Origin of the sequence: Rhodococcus sp. AQ5-07 (assembly GCF_009707305.1) — a bacterium.
Lineage (GTDB): Bacteria > Actinomycetota > Actinomycetes > Mycobacteriales > Mycobacteriaceae > Rhodococcus_F > Rhodococcus_F erythropolis.
On sequence record NZ_CP046099.1, the window covers coordinates 3,024,953 to 3,037,018 of the forward strand.

General features: G+C 62.9%; 12 protein-coding genes and 1 tRNA gene. 6 read left to right on the plus strand and 7 right to left on the minus strand.

Annotated features, from left to right (window positions below):
• Positions 1-93: 93 nt before the first annotated feature.
• The 3 genes from GJB56_RS13840 (at position 94) to GJB56_RS13850 (ending at position 2,491) form a co-directional block, all read left to right on the plus strand.
• The gene (locus GJB56_RS13840) at positions 94-771 is read left to right on the plus strand and encodes a TerD family protein (RefSeq protein WP_007728823.1); all 678 of its coding nucleotides are present in this window, start codon (positions 94-96) and stop codon (positions 769-771) included.
• A 290-nt stretch (positions 772-1,061) separates the two neighbouring features.
• Positions 1,062-1,256, plus strand: a complete 195-nt coding sequence (locus tag GJB56_RS13845) for a hypothetical protein (protein ID WP_113683178.1) — start codon at positions 1,062-1,064, stop codon at positions 1,254-1,256.
• A 548-nt stretch (positions 1,257-1,804) separates the two neighbouring features.
• A complete protein-coding gene (locus GJB56_RS13850; protein WP_113683179.1) occupies positions 1,805-2,491 on the plus strand; it encodes an ammonium transporter in 687 nt (228 codons plus the stop codon).
• 95 nt (positions 2,492-2,586) lie between these two features.
• On the opposite strand, the gene GJB56_RS13855 is transcribed toward GJB56_RS13850, so the two are convergent.
• From GJB56_RS13855 to GJB56_RS13880, 6 genes are all read right to left on the minus strand, one after another.
• Positions 2,587-2,663 (minus strand) — tRNA-Leu (locus GJB56_RS13855).
• Between the two features lie 34 nt (positions 2,664-2,697).
• Entirely contained in the window at positions 2,698-3,663 is a 966-nt protein-coding gene (locus GJB56_RS13860) for a Ppx/GppA phosphatase family protein (protein ID WP_020970277.1), read from the minus strand.
• Entirely contained in the window at positions 3,660-4,205 is a 546-nt protein-coding gene (locus tag GJB56_RS13865) for a DUF501 domain-containing protein (RefSeq protein WP_020908542.1), read from the minus strand. The genes GJB56_RS13860 and GJB56_RS13865 overlap by 4 nt, the downstream gene beginning before the upstream one ends.
• Positions 4,202-4,933: an FtsB family cell division protein gene (locus GJB56_RS13870; RefSeq protein WP_031333701.1), complete on the minus strand. Its 732-nt coding sequence runs from the start codon at positions 4,931-4,933 to the stop codon at positions 4,202-4,204. Before GJB56_RS13870 ends, GJB56_RS13865 begins: the two co-directional genes overlap by 4 nt.
• A gap of 20 nt (positions 4,934-4,953) precedes the next feature.
• Positions 4,954-6,240, minus strand: a complete 1,287-nt coding sequence (gene eno, locus GJB56_RS13875; protein ID WP_019744628.1) for a phosphopyruvate hydratase — start codon at positions 6,238-6,240, stop codon at positions 4,954-4,956.
• Between the two features lie 214 nt (positions 6,241-6,454).
• The gene (locus GJB56_RS13880) at positions 6,455-7,267 is read right to left on the minus strand and encodes a lytic transglycosylase domain-containing protein (RefSeq protein ID WP_031333703.1); all 813 of its coding nucleotides are present in this window, start codon (positions 7,265-7,267) and stop codon (positions 6,455-6,457) included.
• Positions 7,268-7,407: 140 nt separating this feature from the next.
• On the opposite strand from GJB56_RS13880, the gene efeU reads away from it, so the two are divergent.
• The 3 genes from efeU to efeB are packed head-to-tail and all read left to right on the plus strand — an operon-like array spanning position 7,408 to position 10,736.
• Entirely contained in the window at positions 7,408-8,310 is a 903-nt protein-coding gene (gene efeU, locus GJB56_RS13885; RefSeq protein ID WP_021345071.1) for an iron uptake transporter permease EfeU, read from the plus strand.
• A 14-nt stretch (positions 8,311-8,324) separates the two neighbouring features.
• Positions 8,325-9,455: an iron uptake system protein EfeO gene (efeO, locus tag GJB56_RS13890; protein WP_019744631.1), complete on the plus strand. Its 1,131-nt coding sequence runs from the start codon at positions 8,325-8,327 to the stop codon at positions 9,453-9,455.
• Positions 9,456-10,736 (plus strand): iron uptake transporter deferrochelatase/peroxidase subunit, encoded by a 1,281-nt coding sequence (gene efeB / locus GJB56_RS13895; RefSeq protein ID WP_113683180.1) that lies wholly within the window; start codon positions 9,456-9,458, stop codon positions 10,734-10,736.
• 15 nt (positions 10,737-10,751) lie between these two features.
• Here efeB and GJB56_RS13900 read toward each other — a convergent pair whose 3' ends face one another.
• The gene (locus GJB56_RS13900) at positions 10,752-12,038 is read right to left on the minus strand and encodes a hypothetical protein (RefSeq protein ID WP_195849607.1); all 1,287 of its coding nucleotides are present in this window, start codon (positions 12,036-12,038) and stop codon (positions 10,752-10,754) included.
• Positions 12,039-12,066: the final 28 nt, after the last annotated feature.

Consider the following 12,066-nt stretch of genomic DNA (forward strand, 5'->3'; position numbering starts at 1 on the left):
GGACAATGGCCGGAGATCGCCGATCACGTCGGTGGAGATTCCTCGACGGGTAACACGATCGGACTCATTCGAGTTCAGACAAGGACTATCACGATGGCAATCGACTACACCCGACGTTCCGGCGAGTCCACTCCGTCGCAAGCACCGGTCAGCCTGAGCAAGATCACGCTCACCAAATCGGCACCGACAGTCAACCTCGCGAAGGCGGGTGAACGACAAGGCAATATGCGGGTGAACCTCAACTGGTCGCAGGGAGCACCACCGAAGAAGACCGGTTTCCTCGCCAAACTCGCCGGCGCAGGTTCTGGCGCGGTCGACCTGGACCTCGGATGCCTCTACGAACTTGCCGACGGGTCCAAGGGAGTGGTCCAAGCCTTGGGCAACAGTTTCGGTTCACTGACTTCTCCGCCCTACATCTCCCTCGACGGCGACGACCGCAGTGGTGCGAACACCGGCGGCGAGAACATGCACGTCAATCTCGGTGACCCAAGCGCTTTCCGGCGAATCCTGATCTTCGCGATGATTTACGACGGCGCCCCCAACTGGGCGGCCGTGGACGGCGTCGTCACCCTGTATCCCACCAACGGCCCCGAGGTGGAAGTGCGGCTCGATTCGGCCAGCAACCAGGAGCGGTTGTGCGCAATCGCTCTCATCCAGAGTTCAGGTCAGGGCGTGACGGTGACCCGCGAAGTTCAGTACATCAACGGCAGTCAGTCAGATCTCGATCGGGCCTACAACTGGGGAATGAAATGGGCGGCGGGACGAAAGTAGGTGTCACGGGCGGGGTGTCCCCCATCCGAATGACAATGTCCGAATCGTCCACAATGTCGCAAGTTACTGGATAGTGTCGAGAAGTGGGGTCGGACATGAGGGGTCACGCTCGACACCGATAGTGGGTCGGTGACGCTATGTGCTTGGCGACACCGACGTTCGACCGGAAAGGCCCTCGATTTCCCCCGAGATCGAGGGTCTTTTCGTATCTTGCGTCACTGTTCGGACCCCTTTTATTAGTTGATCGTTAAACTAGGCGTTCGTCCAACATGTACCGATGGAGAACGTGAATGTCCACGAATTCAGATCGACGCCCGCGCCTGCCCGTGAGAATCGCCTACCTCACCGCGGGAGTTCTCTTTGTCGCCGCCATGCTCCTGCTGGCAAGCGTCGTCAACCCTGACCGGGACCGCGATTTCTCCATGAACCACGTCCCCGCGGGGACGTCGGCGACTCCGGTCGTCGCCACCACTGACCTCGGCTAACGAAGGTACTGGTACGTAAGTGGCGCGCGTCACGAAGTGTGGGTACCTTCAACGCCAATGGTTCGCCGTAGGTCGGTATTGAGAGGGACGGCCAACCACTGCCCTGCCTGGTTGCCCCACCCAAGCAGGCAGGGCACCCCTTCAACTCCATCGACTTTTCTGCGGATCCACGCCGACACACTCTGGCGTCCGGACAGTTTCACCGCAGCGCCTGCAGTAATGGGTCCGATGCCCGCCATTCTCGGTCGAGGCACACCCGCACACCTCCCAGCCGACGAGGCACGTATTGGCCGTCAGCGGGTGTCCGTTCGGGCAGCGGTCCGGGGATCGCTCGGTTAGCCGCATCTCCACATTTTCGCACACATGTTCGATACCTTGGTACTGCACACTGCAAATTCGATTGCACCGGCCGCTTCCGGTCAGCCCGAGCGCAACTATCCCTTCTGTCACTTCGGTCTGCTTTAATACGAAGGCTTTGTCGGGGGTTTACCAATGTCCGAAGTTGTCGAGTTTCTGCGAGCACACGCAGGCGAACACGGGGTTGAACTATGGGTTTCTTCAAGAAGGCGGCTGTGACTGCTCTAGCGGTCGCTGCAGTCGGAGCATCAACAGGGATCGCATCAGCTGATCCGTCGACCGACGTGAACTACGAAGCGAAGATCGTCGACAAGTCGATCGTCACCACTATCGACGCCGGGCTGTTCAAGGTATCCGGCGACGGCCACTCCGTCGTCTTGCAGGACAGCAAGGGAGCCGACCTTGTTTCCCTGCCTCTCGCATACAACCTCGGGGATCTGCAGTTCCCCTTCGATCGCACGATCAGTGAAGACGGTAAGACCCTCACACTGACACCGATCACCGATTCGGCGAAGGCAACACCTCGACCCGAGAGTACGCCTGCGGCAAAGGAATGGACGCCGGTAGCTTCGCCCGAGGAGAATGATCGGGCGATTGCGCACTTCCAGAGTCAGCTCGGTCTCGGCACTCAGGTCGGCAGCTTGCTCGGCACCATCGTCGGCGCCGGAATCGGTTGCGCTGTCGGTGCTCCGCTGGGCTTGACCATCGTCGGACTCCCCGTCGCTGCGGCACTGTGCCTGGGTGGTCTCGCAACAGGAGCCGGAATCGGCGGTGTCGCCGGAACGATCCTCGGTGGCGGCGGCGCGGCTGTCGTAGCCGGCATCGACCTCGTCAACACACTGAATGCGCCTGCCGGAACGACCGTCTGGGCCCAGTAGCCACTTGGTGGGTCAGTCGTTGCTCCACGGAAAACCCCGCCCGTCCGTATGAGGACGAGCGGGGTTTTTCGATTCCACGGACAGGCGGATTTACTTGGTGCCCCCAGTCGGACTCGAACCGACACTTGACGGATTTTAAGTCCGTTGCCTCTGCCAATTGGGCTATGGGGGCCTTGACGCACCCGACTGGTCGGGTGCGTCGGGAATCAGACTATCGGGTGGGTCTGAGCTATCGACATCGCGATGCCGTCGAGGATGTCGTGTTCGCTGACAACCAGTTCGGTGATCCCGGCTTTGGCTTCGAATGTCTGAGCCAGCACCGTGGTGATGATCGCTCCGCCGCCGATGACGTCCACCCGCCCCGGATGCATCGGGCCGAAGGCGGCGCGATCAACCCGAGGCATGGCGGTAAGTCGCTCGCACACCTCGAAAAGTTGCTTGAACGGAATCCTCGACAGGTGCACCTTCTCGGCGTCGTACTCCGGAAGTTCCTGAGCAATCGCGGCCAGCGTCGTCATGGTTCCAGCGACACCCACCCAGGTGTGCGCCTTCTCGACGGGGACGGCCTCGAATGCCTCGGCCAATTTCGCGGTCGCAAAAGCCGTCGCCTCGGAAACCTGCTCTGCCGTAGGCGGATCCGACGGTAGGCACCGCTCAGTGACGCGCACACAGCCGATGTCGGTGGAGTACGCAGCCTGGACGCCCGACGCGTCGCCGAGGACAACTTCGGTGGACCCGCCGCCGAGATCGACTACCACAAAGGGGCCCTCGGACGGATCAAGTTCTCCCACAGCACCACCGAACGAGAGTCGCGCCTCTTCGTCGCCGGTGATCACCTCTGCTCCGGATCCGGGAATCACCGCACCGAGCACGTCCCGCGTCATCGTGAAGAAGTCTTCCCGATTCGCAGCGTCGCGAGTAGCCGACGTCGCGACCATTCGAACGGCGGTTGCTCCGGCATCGGCGATCATCGACGCGTACTCGACCAGCGCGACCCGGGTGCGCTCGATGGCCTCGGGCGCGAATGTCCCTGTCGCATCAACACCTTGACCCAGTCGCACGACGCGCATCTCGCGCCGGACATCGACCAGACGGCCGTCGGCGCCGACGTCGGCGATCAGCAGTCGAATGGAGTTGGTACCGCAATCGACTGCGGCAACACGGCGAGTCACCGGTCGGCGGTGTCGGCGTCGTCGATGCCAGGCCAGTCCGCGGGAATTGCAGTTCCGCGGAGCTTTCCGTGGCCGGCCAAGGCAACGGACTCGTCACCGAGCGGATTGACGCCGGGACCCTTGGCAAGCGAATGCGCCATCAGCACGTGCAAGCACTTGACGCGATCCGGCATCCCGCCACCGGCAAAGTCGGTTCCGAGAGATTCGATCGCGTCCCGCTCGGCAAGGTACGACTCGTATGCCCGTCGGTAGGCCGCGGCAAGTTCCGGATCCTGGGTCAGGCGTTCGGTCATTTCACGCATGACGCCGGCGGATTCCTGACGGCTCGCTTCGGCCGTCAGTCGCGGGTCGGTGAGGTAGTACAACGTCGGGAACGGTGTTCCGTCCGGAAGTTTGGGGGCAGTCTTGACGACGCCGGGCTGACCGTCCGGGCTGCGGTACGCGATCTCGATCACTCCGCGTGGCTCACGGCCCAATTGAGCGGCAACGGCGTCGAGATCCGCTTGTGAAACCTGTGGGGAATTTTCGGACGTGTTGCTCACCCGGTGGGTACTCCTTGTTCTTCTGGCTCTATCGGCGCCAACGGCATCGGGGCCGGTGTCGTCGTCTCGGGAACCACTGGCGGTTCCGAAATCGTTTGCCACAGATCGCGATACCACGGACCTGTCAGCGGTGTTTCCTTTTCCTGCTTCTTCTCGGGTTCCTTGTAGTCGCCGGGAAGCTGAACCTGAAACGGGGTCTCGCCCGGTTTGACGTACCGAAGGCGTTCTCGTGCAAGAGCTTCGATGTACGCAGGGTCGTCGAAGCGCGCGTTCTGGCCCTGCAGCTTTCGCAGTTCTTCCTCGAGCACCTGACGTTCGGCCGCCACCTGCGCGGCATCCGAACGCTGGCTGATGTACGTACGCAGCGGCACTGCCAGTGTCAGCGCCAGCATGAGCACAACCATCGCGAGCACAACGGCCCGACTGGTGGACAAGCCGAAAATGGTGTTGTCCGACTTCGGAAGCCGAGACCAGAACTTGTTGGTTCCGCTCTTCCCCCGGGCCGACCTCGACCCACGCGCCGACGCTTTCTCGGCGGAGACCCCCGGTTGCGCGGGGTCTGTCGCAGCGGAATCAACTGCTGCCGGATCGACCGAAGATGCCGGTTCCGACGCGCGTGGGCGTCGAGCGCTGTCACGACGCGCACGCGACGGTGTGTCCCCACGACGGGAACCACGACCCCCCGGACTTCCGCCGGGGGATCGTGGCTTACCGCGCTGTGCAGACACTACTGAATCTTAGATTTCGGTCAGGCCTCGAAAGCGAAGCGCGGGAACGCAACCTCGCCGGCGTAACGTGCTGCGTCGCCGAGGTTCTCCTCGATACGCAGCAGCTGGTTGTACTTGGCGACGCGCTCGCTGCGTGCCGGAGCACCGGTCTTGATCTGGCCGCTGCCGACGGCAACTGCGAGGTCGGCGATGGTGGTGTCCTCAGTCTCGCCGGAACGGTGGCTCATCATCGTCTTGTAGCCGTTGCGGTGAGCGAGATCGACGGCGTCGAGGGTCTCGGTCAGAGTGCCGATCTGGTTGACCTTCACCAGGAGTGCGTTTGCCGCACCCTTGACGATGCCTTCTTCGAGGCGCTCGGGGTTGGTGACGAAGAGGTCGTCGCCGACGAGCTGGACCTTGTTGCCGATCTGATCGGTGAGTGCGACCCAGCCGTCCCAGTCGTCTTCGTCGAGCGGATCCTCGATGGAAACGAGCGGGTAGGCGTCGATGAGCTCGGCGTAGAACGCCGCCATCTCGGCCGCGGTGCGGTTCTTGCCCTCGAACTTGTAGCCGGTGCCGTCGGTGTAGAACTCGGTGGCGGCGACGTCGAGAGCGAGCGCGACGTCGGTGCCCAGCTTGAGGCCGGTCTTGTTCACGGCGATCGTGATGAGGTCGAGTGCTTCCTTGGTGCCCGCGACGTCGGGAGCGAATCCGCCTTCGTCACCGAGACCCGTGGAGAGGCCCTTCTCCTTGAGGACCGACTTCAGGGAGTGGTAGACCTCGGCACCCCAGCGCAGCGATTCCTTGAAGCTCGGTGCGCCGATGGGAGCAACCATGAACTCCTGGACGTCGACACCGGTGTCTGCGTGCGCGCCACCGTTGAGGATGTTCATCATCGGGACAGGGAGAACGTGAGCGTTGGGGCCACCGACGTAGCGGAACAGCTCGAGGCCCGAGGACTCGGCAGCGGCGCGAGCCACGGCAAGCGAGGCACCGAGCAGAGCGTTTGCGCCCAGACGCGACTTGTCCGGGGTGCCGTCTGCGTCGAGCAGCGCCTGGTCGACCGTGCGCTGCTCGGTTGCGTCGATGCCGATGATGGCCGGAGCGATCTCGCCGAGCACAGCCTCAACGGCCTTCTCGACGCCCTTTCCGCCGTAGCGTGCGCCACCGTCGCGCAGTTCGACGGCTTCGTGCTCACCGGTGGAAGCACCGGACGGCACCGCAGCCCTGGCGAAACTTCCGTCTTCGAGCAGAACCTCGACCTCAACCGTGGGGTTGCCACGTGAATCAAGGATCTCGCGAGCTCCGACCTGCTCAATACTGGCCACTGTGTGGTTCTCCTTCGAATGGGCTTCGCATTGGGGCACGCTCTGCGTGCTTGACACTTGGGCTCCGACCCCTCCGGTCGAAAGAGGACCACGATCGCGGCTGGGCCTCTGCAGTGCCAGCACCTCTGTAGTGCCAGCACACAGCCTAACCGCACGGGCCGAAGGCTTCTTTATCGACGCGCGGTCACGGGCCCGACCTGCGGATCGATCGCCGTCAGTCCGGCCGTACCCCGACTGAATACGCCGACGCACGATCACGAACGAGCGCGAGATAGTCGCCCGAGAGGTTGTACGCCATGAGCGCCTGCTGCCACCCGGCAGCGGCAGTGAGGTCTCCCCCGCGTGCACACAGGTAACGAGCGGCGGTGAGGGCAGCGTCGTCGATGTTGTCCGGGTCCACCCGGCCGTCGCCGTTGGCGTCGACTCCCCATTTGAGCCACGTCTCAGGGATGAACTGCATGGGCCCCATCGCACGGTCGTGCACTGGATCGCCGTCCATCGCCCCGCCGTCGGTGTCGGGGATCTCGGCAACTCCCGGGCCACCGTCCAGAGGGATTCCCCGAATCGTCGGGGCGACCTGGCCGAACGCATCGACCGACGAACCGTCGTAGGTCCCGTGGCGGCTCTCGACGCTGCCGATACCGGCCAATGTCGTCCACCCGATTCCGCAGCTGGGAAGCGTCTCGGCCATGACCGCAGCGGCGTACCCGTATGCCTCGAGTGCCGTCGTCCCGATCCCGATGTCGTCCGACAATCCCGCGGCCCAGTCGGCGAGTTGATCAGCACTGCGGCCGGGGGCATTGATGTCGATCGGCGGCGTCGGAGAGCCTGTACCTGGGGGTATGCCCTCCGGAATGGCTACTTTCGGTTCGTTCGATCCACACGCCACGATGCCTGCGCCCAGCAAGGCTGTTCCGGCAGCTACTGCGGCTACGACTCTCGAGAGACGCCGGGGACTTCTGCGGGCTGCGGGAGTTCGGTACACCCTTCCATCATCCACATGCGAGCGAAGTACTCCCGAACCCATTGGTAAAGAACAGCAAAAGTACAGGTCAGGGCGTGGTTCACCACCGATTGTGGAGTATCTTCTTCTGAGTTAAGGCTGGCCTAGCCTCATAAGTTCGTCAGAAGCTGTCGCACTCACTCAGTCAGGAGTCGCCCGTGCCCGTGTCGGTACTCGCTGCCGCGAGCACACCATCAGTTGCCACCCAGTTATTCGGCAGTGGCCTGATCGGTCTGCGCGAAGGCCTCGAAGCGGGCATCGTGGTGATGATTCTCGCTGCCTACCTCGTGAAAGCTCAGCGCAGGGATGCACTCAAATGGGTGTGGCTCGGCGTCGCGATCGCCGTCGCAATGGTGGCGATCATCTTTTTCGCGATCCACTACGGAACGTCGACGGTCGACGGCCTGACCGCAGAGATCATCGCGGGCGTTGCCTCCCTGGTCGCCGTCGTCATCGTCACGATCATGGTCCTGTGGATGCGCACGGCTGCGAAGAACATTTCCGGCGATCTGAAAGCGGGGATGGAGAAGGCGTTGATCGCCGGCCCCGTCGCCATCTTGTCGCTGTCGTTCTTCGCGGTCGGTCGTGAAGGCGTCGAGACAGCGTTGCTCATGGTCGGTTACGCCGAGAACACCGCAGGCAGCTCCTGGCCGTTGGTCGGACTGCTCCTCGGAATTCTCCTGGCCGCCGTCTTGACCGTCGCCATGTACTTCGGCGCCCTCCGGCTCAACCTGACGACGTTCTTCCGGTACACGGCGATCTTCCTCATCGTCGTAGCCGCCGGAATCCTCTCGTACGGTGTTCGCGCTCTACAGACCGGAAATGTGCTTCCGGGCGGTTCGAATCTCGCGTTCAACCTGACGCCCGGCTACGACCCGTCGACCTGGTACGGCACCGTCCTCGCCGGAATCTTCAACTTCCGCCCGGATCCGACGGTCCTGCAAGCCGTCGCGTGGGTCGTCTACCTCGTAGTCGTCCTAGCGCTCTTCCTGCGTCCCCTTCCGTCGAAGCCAACCGAGCCGACGGCCCCGCCTGCGCACGACACACACGTTCCCGAAAAATCCTGAGAGGCATTGCCGACATGCGTAAATCCACCCTCGTACTGGCCACGGCTGCGGTACTTCCCTTCTCCCTCGCCGCGTGCACCGAGAAGACGACGGCGAGCGACGGCGACATCGTCGTCACGGCCACCGACGATTCGTGTGACGTCAGTGCCACCACCGGGACCACTGGCAGTTCGACGTTCCAGGTGACGAACAACGGCTCGAAGGTCACCGAGTTCTACGTCTTCGCCGAGGGTGATCGAGCGATGGGCGAAGTCGAGAACATCGGCCCCGGCCTTACCCGGCAGCTGATCGTCTCTCTCCCCGAGGCTGCGACCTATCAACTCGCGTGCAAGCCGGGCATGGTCGGAACCGGCATCCGCCAGGACTTCGTCGTCACGGGCGATTCGCAGGCGGCCACCGACGAGAGCGGACAACTCGCCGAAGCTGCCGACGGCTACCGGCGGTACATCCGCAGCCAGATCGTCGCGCTGCAGGACACCGCAGCTCAGTTCGTCGCCGCCGTCCAGTCCGGCAACGTCGACCAGGCGAAGGCACTGTTCCCGATCGCACGTACCTACTACGAGCGCATCGAGCCCGAAGCCGAGAGCTTCGGCGAACTCGATCCCAAGCTTGACCTGCGCGAAGCGGACCTGGAGCCCGGTCAGGTCTGGACGGGATTCCACCGCCTCGAGAAGGATTTGTGGGTTACCGGACTTCAGCCGGATACCAACGCAGTCGCCGATCAACTGCTCGAAGACATTCAGTATCTTGCCGACCAGGTGAACGCCGAGGACTACACGATCGATCCAACCAAGATCGCCGGCGACGCCCAAGGACTGCTCGACGAGATCTCGACTTCCAAGATCACCGGAGAGGAAGACATCTTCTCGCACACCGACCTGTGGGACTTCCAGGCCAACGTCGACGGCTCACAAGCGGCGATCGCGGCACTGAACCCGATTCTGCAGGAACGTAATCCCGAGCTCGCCCAGCGCATCGCGGACCGCTTCGCCGACCTCGACGCCGCTCTGGCGCAGTTCCGCGTCGGCGACGGATTCGTGTACTACGACACCGTCACCGAAGCGCAGCGTCAAGAACTCTCGCGTAAAATCGATGCTCTGTCCGCCGAGGTCAGCCAGGTCCAGGAAGTAGTCGCGGGACAGTAGATGACTGATTCACCAGAAGGCACACCCGCTGCGGAAAACGCAGCACCGCATGCGGTCTCACGGCGCCGACTGTTCGGCGCCGTGGGGGCCGGCGCCGTCCTGGCCGGTGCCGGTGCCGTCATCGGGCGGGTGACCGCCGACGAGAATTCCGGCACCGATCACGCAGACGTGGTGGCATTCCGCGGCGAGCATCAGGCAGGCATCACGACGCCGGCCCAGGATCGCATGCACTTCGTCGCTTTCGATGTGACGACGAAGTCGCGCGACGAACTGATCACGCTGCTGCAGACGTGGACGGCGATGGCCGAACGAATGACGGCGGGTCAGGAAGCAATCGAGGACGGAGCGACCGGCGACGGTCCGTACGCGCCACCGAGCGATACCGGTGAGGCACTCGATCTCGCGCCGTCGCAACTCACCCTGACCATCGGATTCGGACCGTCACTTTTCGACGACCGTTTCGGGCTCGCAGACAAGAAACCTGCTGCCCTGCTGGATCTCCCCCACTTCCGCGCGGACAACCTCGATCCGAATCGCAGCGGGGGCGACATCGCCATCCAAGCGTGCGCCAACGATCCCCAGGTTGCCGTCCATGCGATCCGCAACCTCGCGCGAGTCGCTTTCGGGACCGCGTCGGTCAAGTGGTCACAACTCGGGTTCGGGCGAACGTCCTCGACCTCGACGACGCAGGCGACACCACGAAATCTGTTCGGGTTCAAGGACGGAACAGCCAACATCAAGGCGGAAGATCCAAACGCACTCGCCCAGCACGTCTGGGTTGATCCCACTGACGATCAGGCCTGGATGGCAGGCGGCTCATTCCTCGTCGCCAGACGAATCCGCATGCTGATCGAGCAGTGGGATCGCGCAGTACTCAAGGAACAGGAAGCTGTCATCGGCCGCTCCAAACGCAGCGGAGCGCCACTCGGCGGCAAAGACGAGTTCGACGAACTCGATCTCGATTCCAAAATGGGCCACGACTTCGTCATCCCGGAGGATTCACACGTGCGCCTGGCCTCTGCCGAGGAACTCGGTGGGATTCAGATCTTGCGCCGCGGATACAACTTCACCGACGGCTCCGACGGCTTCGGCCACCTCGACGCGGGACTGTTCTTCGTTGCGTACTGCCGGAATCCGGTCGAGCAATTTGTTCCGATGCAGCAAAACCTTTCACGACACGATGCGCTGAACGAATACATCCAACACGTCGGTTCTGCCGTCTTCGCGTGCCCCGGCGGTCTCGCCGACGGCAAGGACTGGAGTTCCCAGTTGTTCACCTGATGCGCGTCTCCGGGTTCAGTATCTCCACGAACGCACCAAATTGACCGGTGCCCGATTCCGCTCGGTCAGTGGATCGATTGCCTTGGTCGTGGTCGGCGGCAACAACTCGGCGGTAGGTACCGGCGCGACAATCTCCGTTGTTTGGGTCAGCGGTGGTTCCGCCTGCGCAGGATCCGAGAACGGGCGCAGCACCGCCCACGCGAGGAAGCTGGTCAGTGCAACCAGCGAGAACCCAACGCCCACAAGGATTTGCATTCTCCCAAGCCCACTAGAGGGCAGCGAATCCGATTCCGTGCCTTCCTCGGTTTCACCGACACTGCGCACAACGGCCTGATCGGAAGACATGTCTACCGCATCCGTTGCGATTTCCGAGTCGGAGACGCCCGAAACCGAGACTTCCGAAACCGCGACTTCCGAAACCGCGACTTCCGAAACCGCGACTTCCGAGCTGAGGTGCTCCTGATGTAAGACCTCGGCTATCAATGCTGCACCCTTGGCCGAGGCGAGCTCGGGCTCGGCCGGCCTGATCACCGGTACCGAAAACTCCCGCTCGAGTATCTTCTCCACCAGTGAAATTCGGGCGCCTCCTCCGACGAGAACCAAAGCGTCAGGGACACACCGGGCTCGAGCCGCAACTTCTCGGATCACCATCAGCGTGTCTTCGACTTCCCGCGTGACAACCGAATCAAAACGGATGCACATGGATTCGGGAACGGGCATCACCTGCGCACGACGGGAGCCACTGGCGAGGTATTCCTTGACTTCGCGGGCGTCGAACGCTGCATCAGCGTCGAGGGTTGCATCAGCCGTGGTTGCGGAGAGTAACTCCACGACTACCCCGTCGAGTCTGTCACCAGCGAGCGCCGTCGACCGCGTGGACGCGATAGTTGTCGCGGTTCCGATCTCGATCATCGAGACAGTCACCCCGGTTCGACCGATATCGAGAACTGTCAGTAACCGAAAACCTTCGGCCGCACCCGAAGTCCGTACCAGCGCGACAACGGCCACCGCTTCCGACACCGTGACAGCACCCTCGATACCTCGGGCACGCAGTTCTGATTCGAGCGCCACGTTCTGCCGCTCGTCAGGAACCGCGATGACCATCCGTGACGTGTCCCCGCGAACCGCAGCAACTAGGTGAATCGCGGCTGTCCTCACCGGAGAGGCGTCGTATGCGTCTACCGTCCGAGTCAGGAATCGACCGCTCGCGGATCCGGTTTCCGGCTGAGAGTCGGCCCGAACAATACGAACCGATGCAGCGCCCAACGACGCACCGAACACTGGATCCATCGCTGTACGCACCCCCATATCCAACTCTTGCACTGCTTAT